General features: G+C 60.8%; 21 protein-coding genes and 1 tRNA gene. 13 read left to right on the top strand and 9 right to left on the bottom strand.

The features are described 5' to 3' along the window. Positions 1 to 109: 109 nt before the first annotated feature. The 8 genes from rplU (at position 110) to JMV54_RS04430 (ending at position 4,664) form a co-directional block, all read left to right on the top strand. Positions 110 to 418, top strand: a complete 309-nt coding sequence (gene rplU / locus JMV54_RS04465; RefSeq protein ID WP_201517739.1) for a 50S ribosomal protein L21 — start codon at positions 110 to 112, stop codon at positions 416 to 418. A 21-nt stretch (positions 419 to 439) separates the two neighbouring features. Further along, positions 440 to 697, top strand: coding sequence for a 50S ribosomal protein L27 (gene rpmA, locus JMV54_RS04460; protein WP_201517738.1), 258 nt, complete (start codon positions 440 to 442; stop codon positions 695 to 697). 105 nt (positions 698 to 802) lie between these two features. Next, entirely contained in the window at positions 803 to 2,308 is a 1,506-nt protein-coding gene (gene obgE / locus JMV54_RS04455) for a GTPase ObgE (protein WP_201517737.1), read from the top strand. A gap of 36 nt (positions 2,309 to 2,344) precedes the next feature. After that, positions 2,345 to 2,581, top strand: coding sequence for a hypothetical protein (locus JMV54_RS04450; RefSeq protein WP_201517736.1), 237 nt, complete (start codon positions 2,345 to 2,347; stop codon positions 2,579 to 2,581). 10 nt (positions 2,582 to 2,591) lie between these two features. Then, a complete protein-coding gene (nadD, locus tag JMV54_RS04445; RefSeq protein ID WP_269144447.1) occupies positions 2,592 to 3,251 on the top strand; it encodes a nicotinate-nucleotide adenylyltransferase in 660 nt (219 codons plus the stop codon). Then, positions 3,248 to 3,679, top strand: coding sequence for a ribosome silencing factor (gene rsfS, locus JMV54_RS04440; protein WP_201517734.1), 432 nt, complete (start codon positions 3,248 to 3,250; stop codon positions 3,677 to 3,679). The genes nadD and rsfS overlap by 4 nt, the downstream gene beginning before the upstream one ends. 63 nt (positions 3,680 to 3,742) lie before the next feature. Continuing rightward, positions 3,743 to 4,531 carry a sulfite exporter TauE/SafE family protein gene (locus JMV54_RS04435; RefSeq protein WP_230972815.1) on the top strand — a complete coding sequence of 263 codons (789 nt, stop codon included), beginning with the start codon at positions 3,743 to 3,745 and terminating at the stop codon, positions 4,529 to 4,531. Positions 4,532 to 4,588: 57 nt separating this feature from the next. Next, positions 4,589 to 4,664 (top strand) — tRNA-Ala (locus JMV54_RS04430). A gap of 389 nt (positions 4,665 to 5,053) precedes the next feature. Here JMV54_RS04430 and JMV54_RS04425 read toward each other — a convergent pair. From JMV54_RS04425 to JMV54_RS04415, 3 genes are all read right to left on the bottom strand, one after another. Beyond that, positions 5,054 to 5,485 (bottom strand): hypothetical protein, encoded by a 432-nt coding sequence (locus JMV54_RS04425; RefSeq protein WP_201517733.1) that lies wholly within the window; start codon positions 5,483 to 5,485, stop codon positions 5,054 to 5,056. Positions 5,486 to 5,504: 19 nt separating this feature from the next. Beyond that, the gene (locus JMV54_RS04420; protein ID WP_201517732.1) at positions 5,505 to 5,978 is read right to left on the bottom strand and encodes a hypothetical protein; all 474 of its coding nucleotides are present in this window, start codon (positions 5,976 to 5,978) and stop codon (positions 5,505 to 5,507) included. Positions 5,979 to 6,119: 141 nt separating this feature from the next. Continuing rightward, the gene (locus tag JMV54_RS04415; RefSeq protein WP_201517731.1) at positions 6,120 to 6,644 is read right to left on the bottom strand and encodes a lipoprotein LpqH; all 525 of its coding nucleotides are present in this window, start codon (positions 6,642 to 6,644) and stop codon (positions 6,120 to 6,122) included. A gap of 188 nt (positions 6,645 to 6,832) precedes the next feature. Between JMV54_RS04415 and JMV54_RS04410 the strand changes: the two genes are divergently transcribed. Next, on the top strand, positions 6,833 to 7,354 hold the full coding sequence (locus tag JMV54_RS04410) for an O-acetyl-ADP-ribose deacetylase (protein WP_201517730.1): 522 nt from the start codon (positions 6,833 to 6,835) through the stop codon (positions 7,352 to 7,354). A 27-nt stretch (positions 7,355 to 7,381) separates the two neighbouring features. Here the strand turns inward: JMV54_RS04410 and JMV54_RS04405 are convergent, their stop codons facing one another. Continuing rightward, positions 7,382 to 7,879 carry a DUF2087 domain-containing protein gene (locus JMV54_RS04405; protein ID WP_201517729.1) on the bottom strand — a complete coding sequence of 166 codons (498 nt, stop codon included), beginning with the start codon at positions 7,877 to 7,879 and terminating at the stop codon, positions 7,382 to 7,384. A gap of 72 nt (positions 7,880 to 7,951) precedes the next feature. Beyond that, positions 7,952 to 8,782, bottom strand: a complete 831-nt coding sequence (locus JMV54_RS04400; RefSeq protein ID WP_201517728.1) for an NADPH-dependent oxidoreductase — start codon at positions 8,780 to 8,782, stop codon at positions 7,952 to 7,954. A gap of 165 nt (positions 8,783 to 8,947) precedes the next feature. On the opposite strand from JMV54_RS04400, the gene JMV54_RS04395 reads away from it, so the two are divergent. Continuing rightward, complete coding sequence (locus JMV54_RS04395) at positions 8,948 to 9,670, top strand: DsbA family protein (RefSeq protein ID WP_201517727.1); 723 nt, start codon at positions 8,948 to 8,950, stop codon at positions 9,668 to 9,670. 149 nt (positions 9,671 to 9,819) lie between these two features. Here the strand turns inward: JMV54_RS04395 and JMV54_RS04390 are convergent, their stop codons facing one another. Continuing rightward, positions 9,820 to 10,176, bottom strand: a complete 357-nt coding sequence (locus tag JMV54_RS04390) for a histone-like nucleoid-structuring protein Lsr2 (RefSeq protein WP_201517726.1) — start codon at positions 10,174 to 10,176, stop codon at positions 9,820 to 9,822. Between the two features lie 255 nt (positions 10,177 to 10,431). Between JMV54_RS04390 and JMV54_RS04385 the strand changes: the two genes are divergently transcribed. Continuing rightward, positions 10,432 to 11,412: an AraC-like ligand-binding domain-containing protein gene (locus tag JMV54_RS04385; protein ID WP_201517725.1), complete on the top strand. Its 981-nt coding sequence runs from the start codon at positions 10,432 to 10,434 to the stop codon at positions 11,410 to 11,412. Positions 11,413 to 11,464: 52 nt separating this feature from the next. Here JMV54_RS04385 and JMV54_RS04380 read toward each other — a convergent pair whose 3' ends face one another. Together JMV54_RS04380 and JMV54_RS04375 are read right to left on the bottom strand one after the other, a co-directional pair. Further along, entirely contained in the window at positions 11,465 to 13,921 is a 2,457-nt protein-coding gene (locus JMV54_RS04380) for an ABC transporter permease (RefSeq protein ID WP_201517724.1), read from the bottom strand. Then, on the bottom strand, positions 13,918 to 14,811 hold the full coding sequence (locus tag JMV54_RS04375; RefSeq protein WP_230972814.1) for an ABC transporter ATP-binding protein: 894 nt from the start codon (positions 14,809 to 14,811) through the stop codon (positions 13,918 to 13,920). The genes JMV54_RS04380 and JMV54_RS04375 overlap by 4 nt, the downstream gene beginning before the upstream one ends. 96 nt (positions 14,812 to 14,907) lie before the next feature. Between JMV54_RS04375 and JMV54_RS04370 the strand changes: the two genes are divergently transcribed. Together JMV54_RS04370 and JMV54_RS04365 are read left to right on the top strand one after the other, a co-directional pair. Next, positions 14,908 to 16,134, top strand: coding sequence for a sensor histidine kinase (locus tag JMV54_RS04370; protein WP_201517723.1), 1,227 nt, complete (start codon positions 14,908 to 14,910; stop codon positions 16,132 to 16,134). A gap of 63 nt (positions 16,135 to 16,197) precedes the next feature. Beyond that, positions 16,198 to 16,902 (top strand): response regulator, encoded by a 705-nt coding sequence (locus JMV54_RS04365; RefSeq protein ID WP_201517722.1) that lies wholly within the window; start codon positions 16,198 to 16,200, stop codon positions 16,900 to 16,902. On the opposite strand, the gene JMV54_RS04360 is transcribed toward JMV54_RS04365, so the two are convergent. After that, positions 16,874 to 18,751: a heavy metal translocating P-type ATPase gene (locus JMV54_RS04360; protein ID WP_201517721.1), complete on the bottom strand. Its 1,878-nt coding sequence runs from the start codon at positions 18,749 to 18,751 to the stop codon at positions 16,874 to 16,876. The two genes, JMV54_RS04365 and JMV54_RS04360, sit on opposite strands and share 29 nt — an antisense overlap. Positions 18,752 to 18,838 lie beyond the last annotated feature (87 nt).

Below are 18,838 nucleotides of genomic sequence, written 5' to 3'. Positions count from 1 at the left end.
GGATGCATTGCGATCTCGTGGATGCCCGGCGCAGCGGACTTGGTACTTCCTCATCAAATGAGACGATTTGCCCACCTAAGTGCGTGGGCTGGAAGAAAAGGTAGCTGAAGTGGTATTCGCAGTTGTGCGCGCCGGGGCCCGGCAGGAGAAGGTCGAGGTTGGCTCGATCATCGAGATGAACCGTGTCGCTGGCGACGACAAGGGCCAGATCACTCTGCCCGCTTTGCTCCTCGTTGATGGTGACAAGGTCACCACCGACGCCGAAAAGCTGGCCAAGGTGAAGGTGACTGCTGAGGTTCTCGACGACCTCCGCGGCCCGAAGATCAAGATCATTAAGTACAAGAACAAGACCGGTTACCGGAAGCGCCAGGGGCACCGCCAGGAGCTCACCCGCGTCAAGGTCACCGACATCAAGTAAATCCCGAGGAGCTGAAAACTCATGGCAACAAAGAAGGGCGCGAGCTCGACCAAGAACGGTCGCGACTCGAACGCGAAGCGCCTCGGCGTGAAGCGCTTTGCCGGTCAGGTCGTTAACGCGGGCGAAATCCTCGTCCGCCAGCGCGGCACCAAGATCCACCCCGGTGTCAACGTCGGCCGTGGCGGTGACGACACCCTGTTTGCACTCGCTGACGGCGCTGTCGAATTCGGCGCCCGCAAGGGTCGCAAGGTCGTCAACGTTGTAGCGGTTGGCGAATAGTCACCAAAACCGGCTGCACACGCGCCGGTAATTATTCCTGAAGAGGGGCGGAGGAGCATCCGCCCCTCTTCTCGTATTCTCATAGCACTGAACGAAAGGATCGCCATGGTCACCTTTGTCGACGAAGTGACGCTCTATCTCAACGCCGGCGACGGTGGCAATGGATGCATGTCGATCCGACGCGAAAAATTCAAACCGCTTGCCGGTCCCGACGGCGGTAATGGCGGCGACGGTGGCGACATCGTGCTCGTCGCCGACAACAACGTCACCACGCTGTTGAGCTACCACCACCGCGCTCACCGCCGCAGCGAATCTGGCGGGTTCGGGATGGGCGATTTTCGCAACGGCACGAAGGGTGCCGATCTAGAACTGCCGGTGCCGGTGGGAACGGTGGTGCGTGCCGAAGACGGCAGCGAACTGGCCGACCTGGTTGAGCCGGGCATGCGCATCGTCGTCGCCGAAGGCGGCGTCGGCGGTCTCGGTAATGCCGCGCTCGCCAACAGTAAACGCAAAGCGCCCGGTTTTGCGCTGTTGGGAACCCCGGGCGAAGAAGCGCGCATCATCCTCGAGTTGAAATCGGTGGCCGATGTGGCGCTTGTGGGCTATCCCTCGGCGGGCAAGTCGTCGCTGATTGCAGCGATGAGTGCGGCGCGACCAAAAATTGCCGATTATCCGTTCACGACGCTGCACCCTAACCTCGGCGTGGTGCAGGCTGGTAACTCGCGCTACACCATCGCGGATGTGCCCGGGCTCATCGAGGGTGCCAGTGAAGGGCGCGGGCTCGGGCTCGACTTCCTGCGCCACGTTGAACGCTGCTCGGTGCTGCTGCACGTGCTCGACTGCGCCACCCTCGAGCCCGGCCGCGACCCGATTAGCGACCTCGAGGTGATCCTCGCCGAGCTCGCGGCCTACCCGGTGCCCGAGGGGCAGGTGCCGCTGCTTGAGCGGCCAGCCCTCATCGCGCTCAACAAGGTCGATGTGCCAGAGGCTGCCGAACTTGCCGAATTTGTGCGGGGCGATCTTGAGGCCCGCGGCTACCGGGTGTTTGAAGTTTCGGCAGTGTCACATAAGGGGCTGCGCGAACTCTCATTCGCGCTCGCCGAGATCGTTGATGCCGACCGGGCGCAGCGCGCTGAAGCCGAAACCGTCCGGCCGCGCATCGTGGTGCGCCCGCGTGCGGTCGACAGCGCCCCGTTCCAGTTGCAAGTTGAAGGTGGAAGCTACGGCACTGTTTACCGCATCCTCGGCCGCAAACCGGAACGCTGGGTGGCGCAAACCGACTTCCAAAACGATGAGGCGGTTGGCTATCTCGCCGATCGGCTTTCGAAGATCGGTATTGAGGATGCACTCGTCAAGGCGGGTGCGCAGGCCGGGTCAACCGTCGTGATTGGCCCGGGCGACGGCATCGTGTTCGATTGGGAGCCGACACTCGCATCCGCCGCCGAAGTGATGACGGCACACGGCACCGACCCGCGTCTTGAAGAGCGCAGTCGCCCAACCCGAGCCGAAAAGCGCGAGGAATACTACGACCGCATGGATGCGAAGGCAGCCGCGCGCGCCGAACTCGAGGCGGAGCGCAAAGCCGGGCTGTGGGCCGGCGACGACGAGTAGTCATCGCGGCCCGAAGAATTGGTTAGGATGGTTGCTATGTTCGAACAGGTTCTTTTTCAGGCTGCAGACACGATGGTTGTCGTTCCCGGCCACATGGTTTTCCCGCCGATTGTTTTCGGTATCTCGGCCTTCGCAATCATGATGGCGCTGATGGCCGTTACGTTCTCGTTCCGCAACATGTCGAAGGCACACCCCGAACGCTCGCGTGTGATTCGTCACGAGCCGGTCGGTCACCCCGGCCAGCCGATCATCGAGTCGGGCGATCAGCACTAGCGCACCTGCGGTGAGCGCCGCGAAGCCAACCGCCCGACCCCGTATCGGGATCATGGGCGGTACATTCGACCCGATCCACCACGGACACCTCGTCGCGGCCAGCGAAGTGGCCCAGCACTTCGGCCTCGACGGGGTGTATTTCGTACCCACCGGTAATCCCTATATGAAAACCGGGGTTTCGGCATCCGAACACCGCTATTTGATGACGGTCATTGCCACCGCATCAAACCCGCGTTTCAAGGTCAGTCGCGTCGACATCGACCGTCCCGGGCCGACCTACACGATTGATACGCTGCGCGACCTGCGCAAACTGATGCCCGACGCCGAGTTTTACTTCATTACCGGGGCCGACGCGGTGGCACAGATCCTCGAATGGAAAGATGCCGAGGAGATGTTTGAGATCGCCCATTTTGTGGCGGTTTCACGTCCCGGTCACGACCTGCCCGAACTCAATCTGCCACCCGAGCGGGTGTCGATGCTCGAGATCCCGGCGCTGGCGATCTCATCCACCGACTGCCGCGCACGCGTAGCCAGCGGCAAACAGGTCTGGTACCTGGTGCCGGATGGCGTGGTGCAATACATCACTAAAAATTCGCTCTATGTGGGTGACGCTGCCGACGCGGCCCCGCCCGCCGCAAACAACGAACCTGAGGAGATCACAACCGTATGACGGCCACTGACCGCGCACTCGAACTCATCCGCACCGCCGCAGCTGCGGCAGATGAGCGCAGCGGATTCGACCTTGTTGGTCTCGACGTGAGCGAGAACATGCCGCTGACCGATGCGTTTTTGCTGGTTTCGGGCCGCAATGAGCGCATGGTGCTTTCGATTGCCGACGAGGTTGAGGAGCGGCTGCGCGTCGAGCACGGCCAAAAGGCGCTGCGTCGAGAAGGGCTGCAGCTGGGGCGCTGGGTACTGCTTGATTTTGGTGACATCGTGGTGCACGTGTTCCACGAAGAAGACCGCCTGTTTTACGGGCTTGAACGCATCTGGCGTGACGCGCCGGTGATTGACCTGCAGCTCGTTGCGAATGAGCAAGCTGTCGCACAGGATGCATCGGGTTCAGCCGGCCAGGCGGAGGGTGACGCGACCGCATAGACTTCCTCGGGAATATACCCAAGGGGGTAGTTTTCTCTGGTGGTGAATACGGGCGGGGGAGTGGTGAACGAGGTCCAATCCACGCGCAGCCCCTGGTGGGGTTTGCTGCTGCTCGGTGCTGCGGTCGGACTCGCCTCGGGAATGTTTGGTGTCGGCGGCGGCATCATCATCGTGCCGGTGCTGGTGTATCTGTTTCACATCGATCAGCGGATCGCATCCGGCACCTCACTTTTGGCGATTGTGCCGACCGCGCTGGCCGGGGTGATTGCTTATGGGATGCACGGCAACGTCAATATTTTGTTGGCAGCGCTGATGGCGATTGGCTCGGTGGTGGGTGCGCCGGTGGGGGCGTGGTTGCTGCAGCGGTTGCCGAAACGCGCCCTGCAATTGAGTTTTATGGCGTTTTTGGTCGTGATCATCGTGTCGCTGTTTTTGGTGTTGCCGAATCGCGAGTCGGAAATCTACCTCGATGTGGCACTGGGGGCGCTGTTGGTGGTGCTTGGTTTCGTGGCGGGTGTTGCCTCGGGCTTGTTCGGCATTGGCGGTGGTGTTGTGGTGGTGCCGCTGCTTGTGCTCGTGTTTGGGGCGAGTGATCTGATGGCGAAGGGTTCATCGCTGTTGATGATTATTGCCACGGGGCTGTCGGGCACGATCGCGAATGTGCGGCAAAAAAATGTTGATTTGCGGGCGGCCGCGTATATCGGTGTGGCGGCTGGGCTGCTGACACCGGTGGGGTCGCTGATCGCTTCGACACTGAGTCCGTTTGCCGCGAACGTGGCGTTTGCCATGTTCCTGGTGCTGGTGATTATTCGAATGGGCTTCGATGTGTGGCCGCGAAAAAATCCGGCCTGATGTGAGGATTTGCATAGTTGCAGCGGCCGGGATATATTTGTGAGGTTGCTTCGGCACGGGCCTGTGGCGCAGCTGGTAGCGCACCTGCATGGCATGCAGGGGGTCAGGGGTTCGAGTCCCCTCAGGTCCACCAAATAAAAACGGTCCCCGTGAGGGGGCCGTTTTTATTTGGTGAGTTTGGTAGGGCACGAGAACCCCTTGGTGGGGCCCCGTCGCCGGAGGCTCCGCGCGTCGTTTGCGACGCGTGGAGATGGTGATGGGGAGTCGAGTCCCCTCAGGTCCACCAAATAAAAGCGGTCCCCGTGAGGGGGCCGTTTTTATTTGGTGAGTTTGGCTGGGCACGAGAACCCCTTGGTGGGGCCCCGGCGGCGAGGGGCCCCGCGCGCTGTTGCGCGTGGGGGAGCCGTTGGGGAGTCGAGTCCCCTCAGGTCCACCAAATAAAAGCGGTCCCCGTGAGGGGGCCGCTTTTCTTTGGTTAAGGGGCCCCGCGCGCCTGCTACGGCTCTCAATTAGTGTTTGACGCTAGTCGGCTCGATGCGCCGGATTCAGCGCTTCGATCGCCGACATCGGGGTGTCATAGGCAAGCACGTTGTAGCCGTCGTCCTCGCCGGGCCAAAGGAATGTGTGGTCGAACCGGTCGGTGGCGAGGTCGTATCGGGCGATCCAAGTCTGCCAGTTGCCGCGCTGCGGGTCGGCGGTGAGCTCGCGCAGCCGCGCAATCAGCGCATCGTTGAACGCCGGATTGAGTCCGGACACCGTAGTGATCCGGGTCTCCTCGCCGACGAACCGCCATGCCTGGTGCGCCGAATGTCCCTGTTCGTAGCCGGACACGACCACAAAGCCGTCCCACGGTTTGCGCTGGTTGAGTTTTCTGTCCACCAGCAAGCATCGGCCGATGACCTCAAGGATCGAATCGACGGAGTCGTAGTCAACTTCGATATCGGGTGCAGTCATTGTGTTCCTTTCAGCTTTGTCAGACGGACGGCGTATCCCTGGCCGAAGTCAGCCACTGAGGTGGTTCGGCCGGATGTGCCGGATTTAATGCTTCGATCGCTGACATTGGGGTGTCGTAGCCAATTACGTTGTAGCCGTCGTCTTCTCCGGGCCACAGGAATGTGTGGTCGAAGCTGTCGGTGGCGAGGTCGTACAGGGCGACCCAGGTCCGCCATCTACCGCGCTGCGGGTCGGCGGTGATTTCGTGCAGTCGATCCATCAGGTCTGGGTTCAATGCCGGGTTGGCAATGTACACCCCTGTAGGAAGCGTCTCCTCGCCGACAAATCGCCAGGCCTGGCTTGCCGCATGTGCCTCTTCAAAACCGGTCACCATCACAAAACCATCCCACGGTTTTTCCTTGTTGAGCTCCTGGTCCAATCGCAGGCATCGGCCCATGAATTCGAGGATCGAATCGGCGGAATCGAGGTCAAGCTCGATATCGGGTGCAGTCATTTTGTTTCCTCAGGGGTTATCAGATGTGCGCGCAGACACTATCGATTTCTGCCTCGTTTTGGCTGATTAAACACCGGCTTCTCCCGAGAACCGCTCGCTGAGAGCGGCCGTGCTGGCTCAACCGGTTTCGATGAGATGCCGCTACGGGCAGGTGACGCTAAACGAAAACTCCAGTGACTCGGGCTCGGCAGCGGGGTTCGCGATGTCTGCCGCGATTGCGATCCCCGAAATCTCATAGCTCTTGCCATCAACCTTGAGGGTTGCTTCGCCGGTGTTGCCCGGGAAAACAGTGAGGCTGGTTCCGTCGAGTGTGGCGCTGAAGGTCGACAGCTCGCCCTGGTTGAGCAGCACACCGATCCCTTCTTCGGGGCGCGCGTTGTCGACAACTCGTATGGTCGTCGTGCCGTTTGCCTCTTCGCAGCTGACGCGGCCATTTGCCATTGACATGTCTTGTCCAGCTACGGTGAGGGATGCCGTGTTCGCACCACCGTTCCCCACATCTTGAGTTGCGTCACCCTCTGTTGTTGAGAGCTCTGTCTCGTGGACAGTCTGTTCGCCGGCAGCATCGGTGGTAGCGGTGGCCGCGTCTTCGCTCTGCTCAGCACAGCCGGCGAGGAGTGCCGAAGCGGCCAGTGCGGCGGTGATCGTTCCCAAAGCTCGTTTCATCAGTCAACTCTCCTACTCGCTGGGGCGTGCTAAGAAACTTACTGCCGCTAGCGGTGTGGAAGCATCATGCAACTGGTCGAGCCGGTTTCGACTTTGGGATGAGATGAGGAATCAACCGTCTCCGAAGACCGGGCGCTGTTTGTAGTTCTCGTGTTCGACGCCGACGAACGTCCCGCTATATTTTTGCTATGGGTCGAATCAGCGCCATTTTGGGCGACATCACCAAACAAGAAGTAGACGCAATTGTTAATGCCGCTAACACACGGATGCGTGGCGGCGGTGGTGTCGACGGGGCCATTCACCGAGCAGGTGGCCCGGCAGTGTTGGCCGACTGCATTGAACGGTTCCCGACTGGTCTCGCGACTGGCGATGCCGGATATACGACAGCAGGAGCGCTGAACGCCAAATGGGTAATTCACACCGTTGGTCCAAACTACGGAGCCGGCAATCGCGCCCCCGATCTGCTCGCGTCCTGTTATCGCCGTTCGCTTGAGGTTGCTGACGAACTCGGGGCGCGCAGCATCGCGTTCCCGCTCATCAGTGCCGGTGTATACCGCTGGCCGCTACGCGACGCCGTTGAAATCGCGGTCACGACGCTGCTGAAGACTGAAACCAAAGTCGCAGATATTCGGGTCGTAGCGTTCGCGGCAGAGATATTTGATCTCGTCGAAACTGTTCTGGCAAAGTGCGATAGCGAAGTCGATAAATGACTTGCTCTCTGCGCAAAACGCAGCGGACTACGTGTCGTTTCGCGGTGATTTTCGCAGCGCATAGTGTGCGCCATCGGCTGAACGCTCTAGAAAACCACTGTCGACGGCATCGCGACGAATCAGCGCAAAATCGCGGCAAAACATGGCGATGCCAGCGTTGAGCTCGGGCTCTGAAAGCGTCTGCGAACGAGCAAAGCGGTCGAATACGATCGACACGATCCGCTGCGACAGCTCCATACGTTCACCAGTATCCGCCGGCATTTCCGACACCTGCGCGGCATCGAGAATGGCGCGATCCGAAATCGTCGACATGAGCGCGGATGCGGTGTCACGCGCCAGCGCAGCATCGACCTGACCAGATTCATCCAGCCAATCGAGCGGCGGCAAAGACGCACCCGTAGCATCGGTCTGATTGCCACTGAGCCGAGCCGCAAGTGCCAGCCGCAGTTTGGGTGTGGCGAGCAGCGAAAACAGCATTCGTGCTCGTCGCACCGCCTCATGAACCTGATCAGTCTCGTGAGTCATTGGGCCAGCATATTCGCGTCAACGCAAAATTATTGCCCGAGAACGATCTATCGCACCGATTTGCGGCCAGCGTTATCGTGACTCAAGACCGAGCTGCGTCAACCACTCCCGCATTTGTTCGCGTCCATGCAGTCCCTTGATGGCCCCAATGCGACCGAGAATTGTGCGCTGCCAGCTGTAGTCGGGTTTGCCATAGTTCGCGTAGTATCCGGCAAGCCGAGATTCATATTCGGCAACCGGTTCACGCCACGCTTCAGCACCGTAGTTTTCGTGGTGCACGACCGCCTCCATCGGAACGCGGGGTTTGATGCCCGCCTGTTCGCTGGGATCGGGCCAGCCCAGCGACATACCAAACGCCGGGAAAACATGGGGCGGCAGATTGAGTTCTTCAGCCACGGCCACCGGGTTATTTCGCACGGAGCCCACAAAAACGCCACCCATGCCGAGCGACTCGGCCGCCAGCAGGGTGTTTTGCGCCGCAATACCGCAGTCGACAAAACCAACGAGCGTGTTTTCAAGATAGGGGAGCGACTCAACCTGCGCCTCGGCCGCCTCAGCCATGGCCACGGCTCGGTGCAGGTCGACCACCCAAACCAAAAACACCTCGGCCGATTCCACATAGGGATGCCCGCCAATGGCTGCCGAGATTCGCTGCATCCGTTCGCGATCACGAATCGTCACCACGCTAAAAAGCTGCAGATTGGATGACACCGAGGCCGACAGCCCCGCAGCCAAGATCGACGTGAGCTCGGCCTCAGAGATTGGTTGATCGGTAAATTTGCGCACCGAACGGTGTCGCAATTGCAACGCGATGGTTTCGGATGCGGCAGCTGGCAATGACGCCAGCGAATCGTCCGAGTATCGGGTGGCAATGAGCTTGGCGACATCGGCAGCGGTGGTCAACGGGACGTCCTTTCTTGGGAAGCGGCACGGTGCTAGCAGCCTAACGGGCCGGCAATGAGAAGCTGCATGGCGATTTTGGTGACTCAGCCTGGAGGAGGGCGCGGTCGGGGGAGCTACCCCAATACAATGACGGCAGGAATTCTTGTCTGAACCCAGGGAGTCGCAATGAAGGTTCACAATCGTCGAATTGCCGTAATCGTGAGTATCGCCGGCGCTCTTGCGCTGAGCGGCTGTGCCTCTGGTTCCGACGCCGATAATGCCTCGGACAAACGGCAAGAAGAGCCGGCGCCCATGACGCAGACGGGCCCCAGCGAGACGAGCGCGCAGCCCGGCCAAACACCCTCGGCAATCGAGGTAGAGGCCACGCCGAGCTACATGGTTTCTGGCGATCCGAATGCCAAGACCACCATCGATATTTATTCCGACTATCTCTGCCCGCACTGCGCTCAGTTCGCGGCCGACGTACTTCCCGAACTTAAGTCGGATGCGCTTAGTGGCAGCAATATCAAGGTGGTGCTGCACGATTTTCGGGTGATTGACGACTCTGGCTCAATGCTCACTGCAGTTGCAGCCCGCGCCGCGGGTGAGCAGGGAAAATTTGATGAGATGCACGATGTGCTGATGCAAGAACAGCAGTCGCTGCACGACCACCTTTCAGCCGATACTTTGGATGCGGATGCAATGGTTGAGTTGGCGAAGCAGGCTGGTGTTCCTGATCTGCAGAAGTTCCAGAGCGATATCAACAATGTTGCGCTCAGCCGCGGTGTCGCCGAGGACGAGCAGCAGGGTAAGGACATGGGTGTGCAGGGAACTCCGTATGTCTTTGTGAATGGCAAGCTTGTCGATCAGCCGACCCTCAGCGAAATTCGTCAACTTACCCGCGGTTAGTGTTCCGAACTCTTGCCGGCGATGCCGCTTGGTAAAGACACAGCGCAATTAAAGGGGTCGCCGCTGGCGAAGGTTCCCCGCCGGTAATAAACAAAAAGGGTTCGCCCCGCACATAAGTGGCGGGGCGAACCCTTTTAGCTGGGTGGCAACTACTCGGCGTTGCCCTGCGAGGCGTCGAATGCCTCGACGATTTCGGTGGGTACGCGACCACGGTCGGCTACCTCGTAACCGTTGGCGCGAGCCCATTTGCGCACGGCAGCAAGGTCACGCTTTGGCCCGGTTGAAGGCAGCTGTGTGCGCGTGCCGCGAACCTGGCGGCCACCAGTGCGGCGAGCAACTGCAACATAGCTCTGGAGTTTTTCTCGCAGTGCGGCTGCGTTATCCGGGCCGAGATCAATTTCGTAATCGACACCGTCGAGTCCGAACTTTAGGGTCTCGCCTTCGCCGTTTGCGAGTACGGTTCCGTCGAGGTCGTCGACGATCTGATAAATAACCTTGCGGGCCATTATTGCCTTTCATTACGGGTGAGCATCCATGTGAATGATACGAAAGTCATTCAATTATTGAGCTGGTTTCAATTTTTTGGCAACTTGCAATCCCTCAACTTGGCAAACTCTCAGCTTGGTTCGGGATCTGCCTGGTTGGCGGAGCTGTCGATTTGCGGCGCGGGCCGTAGTTAGGGAATGATCTGTTGAGATCTAAAGGCTTCTACTTGTTGGAGGCGCTCACTACTACCCGCCCGTAACGAGAGAGACAGTTCGATGAAGGGTCAAACGCTCACCACGGTTCAGGTGCAGGGTGTTGCGCAGTGGCAGCAGTATGCCAACAGGGTGCTCCTGCCGCTCACCGTGGCTGAATGTGCGGGAGAAGAACTGAGTGTTGAGATCGCCGCCATCGTGATAGATGGAATCCGGGCTTATCTCGTCACCGGTAGCGCGCACTACTCAACTCGGGATGAACGACTGATCGGATTCGGGAACGACCCCTTTTTTGCGGTGGTATACCAATTGCGGGGCACATCGCTAGTGGCACAGCACGGCGAATCGACAGTGCTGCATCCCGGTGAATTTACGGTGTATGACGCCACTTCGCCATATGACCGAGAGTTTCATGCCGGCACCACACTGGTGATTCTCGTTCCACAACAACTCATATCGTTACCGCCGCGCGCATTCCAAAGGATGAGCGCGCTATCCATCAACGCGGCGGCGGGAGCGGGAGCGATCTGTGCAAAACTGCTGGGCGGAGTGGCAGAGAATATGGCGGCCCTCGAAGGGCGTGCTGGCAGAGCTATTTTGCAGACTGCGATTGACCTCGTCGCGGCCTGCATTGCTGATACGCTCGAAATCGGACCGTCCCGTCGTGCGCAAAACAAACTCGTCACGATGATGCAGGTGCGTGAATACATCATGTCGAATTTGGGTGACCCGGATCTCGGGCCGCAGCGGATCGCCGAGGCACACTACATTTCGGTGCGATCACTACATCACTTGTTCAAAGACCAGGGCACCACGGTGTGCACCTGGATCCGTGAGCGGCGACTTGAAATGGCACGGCGCGACCTTATGGATGTGCACAACACTGAACCAATTCGTGAGATCGGGCAGCGGTGGGGTTTTATAGAAGCAACCCATTTTTCAAACGCATTCAAGTCGGCATACGGGATTTCACCGCGGCAGTGCCGTCAGGTGGCGCAGCGGGCCTGCGCCCCGGAGGACACCCAAACCGCGATTGTCAGGTAGCTGGTAAGCCGGCGCCTACGAGCATCTGACAACCGCGGTTTGGGGTGCAGCACTATTCGACTCGTGCCAACGCTTGAGCTGGCGCGGTACGGGCAGCCCGCAGTGCCGGGCCAGTTGCCGCGATCACGCCAATCAGCAGCGCAGCCAGAACCAGGATCGCGATTCCGGTCCAAGGGATGGCGATGATGACCGAAATCGAATCGCTCGCAACGGCTGAAAAGACTGCCGCAATACCCAGCGGAATACCAATCACGATCGACAGCATCGCGCCGATGAGTGCCAGGGCGACCGCCTCAATGACCACCATGCCCTGCACGCCGCGACGCTGCACACCCAGGGCGCGCAGGAGCGCGATTTCGCGGCTGCGTTCGGTAACCGAAAGCGCAATCACACTCGCCAAACCAACCGCCGAGATCACAACGGTGAGCGCCATCATCGCCAGCACAAACGCCGTCATAAACGTGGTCACCTGTTCGTAGAGCGCACGCGTCTGTACCGTGCCGCCAAAAGTGAGCGAGGGGTCGGTTTTGACGAGCTCATGCAGTTCTTCGGCCAACCGGGTGGCATTATTGCCCTCCATATCAAGCCACAGCTGCACTGGCTTCGCAGCCTGATCAAACCGGTTCAGCGCACTGCTCGAAACCACCGCGGTACTCGCCCCGCTATCGGTTTGCACCGATGCGCCCTCAGCGATCGGGTCGGGGTATGCCCGCAGCGTGAGCGCACTGCCATCGGGACGGACCACTTCTACGCTCTCGCCTTCGCGCAGATCGAGCGTGTCTTCAAACCGGCTCGGTGACAGCAGCATGACATCTTCATTGAGGTGCTCGACAGTGCGGTCGGCCATCGAGTCTGGCAGCGCCACCAGATAGTCGACCTGCGATTGCGAGTTTTGCTCTGCATCCAGCCGCACTCCCGACACCGGCGTAACACCGGTGGCGTGCTGCAGGCCCCGCACCCGTTCGATTTGCGCCTCGCTGAGTGGTGAACCATCGACGGTCGTAACCACTGCATCCACCGGGTATTTGCTGTCGAGCTCGGCAATCGAGGTTTGTGCGCTCGAGCTGATGGCGGTCAGCATGGCAATAACCAGGCTGCCACCCAGCGCGATCGAGAGCACTACGGTGCCCGATCGACGCGCGGTGCGCACGAGGTTGTCACCAGCGAGCTTGGCTGTCGTGCCCATCGGCGCCAGGATGCGCGCGACCAGCGGTGAGATCACGCGCACCAGCAGCGGCACCAAAATAATGAGTCCGATTGCCGCGACGACTCCGGCTACGAGCGCAATGAGCAGATCGTGCAGCAGCGCCGCCGCGGTGAGCCCCGCAGCACCGATGCCGGTGAGTATCGTGCCGACAATCCAACCGGCACGATTGCTCCGTACGGAGCCGCGCTCGGTGGTTGCTGACGCGCTGAGCGCCGCAATCGGCGGCAGCTTCCGCACGCTCACCGCCGGCGCCCACGCGGCAACCAATGTCATCACAGTGGTGACGGTGAACGCGGCGATAGCCCAGGTTGCCGGAACCGACAGACCGGCACCGCTCATCCCCACCAGTGTCGCCACCAAATAACCGACGCCGCTACCGGCCGCAATACCAACCAGAGCCCCGGCCGCACCGGTGAGTAGCGCTTCGAACAGCACGGTGCGCTGCACCTGCTTGCCACTGGCTCCCACCAGTCGAAGCAGCCCGATTTCACGCAGTCGCTGCGCGAGTAGCACCTGGAAAGTGTTGCGGATCACCATTGCGGCGGCAATAACGGCAATGGCGGCAAAGGTGGCAAATATTGTGGCGAGCACGTTGGTGCTACCGGTCACCTGATCGACGAGCTCATTGACATAGTTGCTGGCGTCCGACGCCGTTGCATCAGCAAATTCGGCGTTGATTGCGGCTACCACATCGTCGGTTGCCGCACCCGGAGCGGTTTTTACCGCAAATGCGAACTCATTGGTCTCGTACGACGCTGGATGCACAAACACCTGCGGTTGCGGCTCGGTGCCATCTGGCAGCTGCAATAAACCAACCAGCTCGAGTTCGGTGACGGTGTCATCCCAGCTTCGCATCTGCAACGAATCACCAAGCTGCAGGTGCAGCTGCGAAGCGGTCTCGGCCGAGAGTGCGAACTCGGTTGCTGACTCTGGCAGATGCCCCTCGCTGAGCGAAAACCACTGCAATTGCGGGTCGCTATAGGCGGATGCGAGCGGGAACATTTGTTCGTCGCCGTCGATCGTGAACTGGGCCATCGACTGCATCATCGACTCGGCCGACTCCACACCCGGCACCGTGGCAATTTCGGCGCTGCCAACCTCATCCGTGTGAGTTTCGACGACGATGTCTGCTTTTGACAGCGGCGCCGCGATGCTGAGCCGGGTGGCCTGCATCATCGTGTCGACAAAAGTGCCCGTGGCCATGACGGCCATCGCCGCCAACAGTGCGGCAACAAAAACCGCCAATACTCGGCCGGGCGCGCGACGAACCTGTCGTGTGGCAAGAAAAAATGACGAGCTCATGCACCAACACCTGCCATCGTTGCCACAATCTGCTCGTACGAGGGGCGACGCAGTTCATGGGCGACCGCACCATCAACGAGCACGAGCACGCGGTGCGCGTAGGCGGCAGCTGCGGGATCGTGCGTCACCATGATGATGGTTTGGTTGCGGGTGGCCGCGGCGTCGCGCAGCGATGCGAGAAGTTCACGGCCGGTGCGCAGATCGAGCGCACCGGTTGGTTCGTCGGCAAAAACCACGGCGGGCCGGGTGATGAGCGCGCGAGCAACAGCCACCCGCTGCTGTTGACCGCCCGACAGCTCGTGCGGCAGGTGGTCGAGGCGATCAGCAATGCCGAGGCTTGTGGTGAGGGCCTGCAGCTCTGTTGGATCAACCTTGCGGTTCGCCAATTGCAGCGGCAGCACAATATTTTCGCGGGCAGTGAGGGTGGGGACCAGGTTGAACGATTGAAAAATAAAACCCAGCTGATCGCGACGAAGCTTGGTGAGTTCGCGGTCGCCCAACTGGTTGATCGATTGACCGGCAACCCAAACCTCCCCGTCGGTTGGCGAGTCGAGGCCCGCGAGCAGGTGCATGAGCGTCGACTTACCCGACCCGGAGGGGCCCATGATGGCGGTGAACTCGCCAATATTGAAACCGGCAGACACCCGGTTCACTGCGGTCACCGTGTTCGGGGGATTGCCAAAAACTTTGGTGAGGCCGCGGCATTGCACCGCGGCCGGTTGCGGATAGGCAGATGCAGGAGACTCGTTCATGATGCCCGCTTTCTTTTCCGAGACTTGGATCGCGAGGGTTGAGCGCCGCGATTTTTTGGTCACGTTCATTGAATTGCGCTGCGGGGTGCGGTCGCATCCTGCCCGGGCATAGTGTTGCCACGCGGGGGCATCCTTCACGACCCGGTGAATCCCATACCCAGGTATGGGGTGGGCAAGTGCTATCGGTAGCAGCGCCCGAGCAGCTCGGGCCGTAGGGTTACTGTGAGGAGGGGCATGAAAGACGGGTTTATTGCGGTTGAACCGCAGCCGATGAGTGTGTTGCGAGCCGACGCGATTATCGCCGGTATTGCAGCGCTGTGTGCCGGCATCCTGTTTTTGCTGAGCGGTGCCTCCTCGTTCTCGCCGGCTTATGAAAACAAGCTGGCGCTGCTGTGCTTCGAGATGCTGGTGCCACTACTGCTGACGATCCGGCGGACGCATCCGGTGATGTTCGCGTATCTGGCCGCGGTCGTGGCCGGGGCGTCGCAATCGGCGGGGCAATACTTTGACATCGTCAGCGACCTGGTGGCGCTTGCCGGGGTTTATTCGGTGGCTGCTTTTGCTCCGCACAAGCTGCGGTTTTTGGGCTTCACATCGGCGCCATTTGCGCTCTGGATGATTTGGCACATCGTGTGGTTCGGGGGTGCTTTGCCGGGCCAGCCGGGCCAGGAAACCCGGGCCGGACTGTGGGAAATGCTGCCGGTTATGGGGCTGGTGCTGGTCGCGTATCTCGCAGCGTTTGGGCTGGGGCTCGCCAGGCGCGGCCGGCTCGAGGTGGCAGCTCGTGAACGCGAGCGGCAGCGGATGCTTGAGCAGGATGCGATGCGACTGACTGAACTTGCGGTGGCCGATGAGCGCGCCCGGATTTCACGCGAAATGCATGACATCATCGCGCACTCGCTCGCCTCGATCGTGACGCTTGCTGAGGGTGGGCGGTTCGCGGCGCGCGGCAATGCCGAACTCAGCGCCGAACTGTTCGACAAGGTTGCCGCCACCGGCCGGGATGCGCTCACCGATGTGAAGCGGCTGCTGCGGGCAGTCGATGAGCCGCAGCAGCAGACCCCGGCACACGGCCCGGCCGATATTGCCGAGCTGGTCGAACGGGCCAGGCTCGCCGGGCAACCCATTTCGCTGGAGGTTATCGGCGAACCGCGCGCGGTGCCAGCGGGGCTGGGGCTCGCGATTTATCGCGTGGCGCAAGAATCGCTCACCAATGTGCTCAAACACGCGCAGGGAGCTGCCACACTGCTGCGTTGCGATTGGCGCGACGAGCAGCTGATTTTTCACTGCGATAACGAGCTCACCGGCAGCTCATTACTCAATGGTGCGGCGCCATCCGGTCGGGGATTACAGGGGATGCGTGAGCGGGTCGAACTCTTTGGCGGTACTTTCGAATCGGCAGTGGTGGGCAAGCTTTTTACCGTGCGCGCCGAGTGGCCGCTACCGGAAGCCGCCACGTAACCAAACCGGCATCAGCAGCCAGACAGCATGTGCATCCGAAACCCACGAGAGAAAGACACCGTCATGAGTGACGCAACGATACGGGTCCTTATTGCCGACGATCAGGCGCTGGTTCGGGAGGGCTTGGCGTTAATCGCTGGGTCGGCGCCCGATATTGAGGTGGTGGGCCACGCGGTTGACGGTCTGGATGCTGTGGAATCGGCACTGCGACTGCGCCCGGATGTGGTGTTAATGGACGTGCGGATGCCAAATATGGACGGCATTGAAGCCACCGAAAAGCTGCTGGTTCATGCCGGGGAGGCGGATGAAATTCGGGTGCTGGCGCTCACCACCTACGATTCAGAAGATTTTGCGCTGCGGATGCTTGAGGCGGGGGCTTCGGGATTTTTATTGAAGGATGCGCCGGGCGAGCAGCTGCTGCACGCCATCCGCACCGTGGCCGGCGGCAGTGCCATTATGGAGCCGCAGATCACCCGTGCCCTCGTAGCGCGAGCGCACGCCGACGCCGACACCAGCGTTCCCGAAGCGCTGGTGTCGCAGCGTGACGCGCAGCTCGCGCAGCTCACCGCCCGCGAGCGCGAGGTGCTCGAGCTGCTCGTGGAGGGCGAGTCGAACGCGTCGATTGCTGCCAGCCTGTTTTTGGCCGAGGTGACGGTGAAGGCTCATGTTGGCCGCATCCTCGACAAACTCGACGTGCCCGACCGCATCCACGTGGTGATTTGGGCCTACGAAACCGGATTTATTTCACCAGCTGCGGGGCGTTCTTAAGTGGTTTGCTGGGTTTGGCGCCGGTGAGCGCGCGCAGGGCGTACAGGATGGCTGCCAGGTCGACGAGCTCTTGTGTGAGCGCGCCCCACACGGCGGGGATGTACCCGAACGCCGCGATAGTCATCAACCCGAGCGACAGCAGGATGCCGATCCAGATGGCTTCGAGCGCGACCCGGTAGGTGTGTTTGCTGGTACGCACCGCCTGCGAAACGCGACCGATATCGTCGGTCATGATCACCGCATCTGCCGATTCACTGGCTGCGGTTGAGCCGCGGGCTCCCATCGCGATACCCACGTCGGCGGCGGCAAGTACCGGTGCGTCGTTCACCCCGTCACCGACCATGATCACTGGCTTATTGGGCATCTCCGCCACCAGTTTGACCTTGTCGTCGGGCAGCAGCGCCGCATGCACCGAGGTGATGCCGGCCTGGCTGGCGAGCGCATTGGCAGTATCGGGGTTGTCGCCGGTGAGCATGGCAATTTCGGTGATACCGAGGTCGCGCAGTTCAGCGACCGTCTGCGCGGCGTTATCGCGCAGTGCGTCGGCAAGAAGCAGCGTGCCGGCAAACTTGCGGTCGACCGCAACGGCCACCGAGGTTTGTCCCGCGGTGAGGGGATGCGAACGCGCTTCGGGTGCCGACTCTTGCACAAAACTGAGCTTGCCGACCACGACGGTGCGGCCATCGATTACCGCGGTGACGCCGTTGGTGGCGATTTCATGGGCGTCGTCACTGGTGGTGAGGGTGAGACCGCGCTGTGTTGCGGCATCGATCACGCCGGTGGCGAGCACATGCGATGAATACTGTTCGGCCGATGCGGCCAGCTGCAGCAGTTCATCAGCTTCGAAACCGGGTTCGGGAATCACCTCAACTAGTTCGGGCTCACCGTGCGAAAGCGTGCCGGTCTTGTCAAACGCGGCTGATTTGGCGCGTGAGAGCGCCTCGATTGTGGCGCCACCTTTCACAATCACACCATTGCGGGCGCTGGCGCTCATGCCGCCCATGAAGGCAACCGGTGCGGCGATCAGCAGCGGACACGGTGTTGCCAGCACGAGCACTTCGGCAAATCGCACCGGGTCGCCCGATAGCCACCAGGCAAACCCAGCAATTGCCAGAGAGACGAGGGTGAACGGCACCGCGAAGCGGTCGGCCACCCGCACTGTGGGGGCTTTGGATTCGTCGGCCGCTTTTACCAGCGCGATGATCTGCTGGTATTGCGATGATGCGGCGTCTGCTGTGGCGCGCACGCGAATGACTCGCTCGCCGTTGACCGATCCCGAGTACACCGCGTCGCCACGAGTGCGGGTTACGGGCAGGCTTTCGCCGGTGAGTGAAGATTCGTCGAATTCGGCCTCGTCGCTGAGCAGCTCACAGTCGACCGGCACCACTTCGGCGGGCTTGATGAGCAGCAGATCGCCGGCCGCTACCTCGTTGATATCGATATCGTCAACGGCCGCGTCGGATGCATCGCTGCGCAGCCGGTGCGCCGTGTGCGGTGCCCGATCAAGCAGCGCGTTGAGGTCTTTTTGGGCTCGCTGTGCGGCGTAGTCTTCGAGGGCTTCACCACCCGAGAGCATGAGCACGATGATCATCGCCGCGAGATATTCACCCACAGAGATGGCGGCGATCATCGCGACGAGTGCCAGGATGTCGAGCCCGAAGTGGCCACGCAAAATATCGCGCACCATATCGATCGCGGTGATCAGGATGATGATCGCAACATAGCCGGTGGCGATCCATTTGGCGGCCTGTGCTGCGCCCGCAAACTGACAGGACAGCACCACAACAAACGCCACGATCGTTGCCGCGACGATTGGGTACCGCTTAAAAAAATTCCCCATCTTTTGCATATGCCAATTATTTCGGGTATATTGCCAAGTTTCCAGCGAGGAAAGGCAAACCTAACCCGGTGTGAATGGTTGCGGTCTGGGTGCGGC

Origin of the sequence: Gulosibacter hominis (assembly GCF_904842695.1) — a bacterium.
GTDB classification, from domain to species: Bacteria; Actinomycetota; Actinomycetes; order Actinomycetales; family Microbacteriaceae; genus Gulosibacter; species Gulosibacter hominis.
The sequence above is the reverse complement of the archived record's forward strand: the minus strand, read 5'-3'. Positions and strand labels throughout refer to the sequence as shown.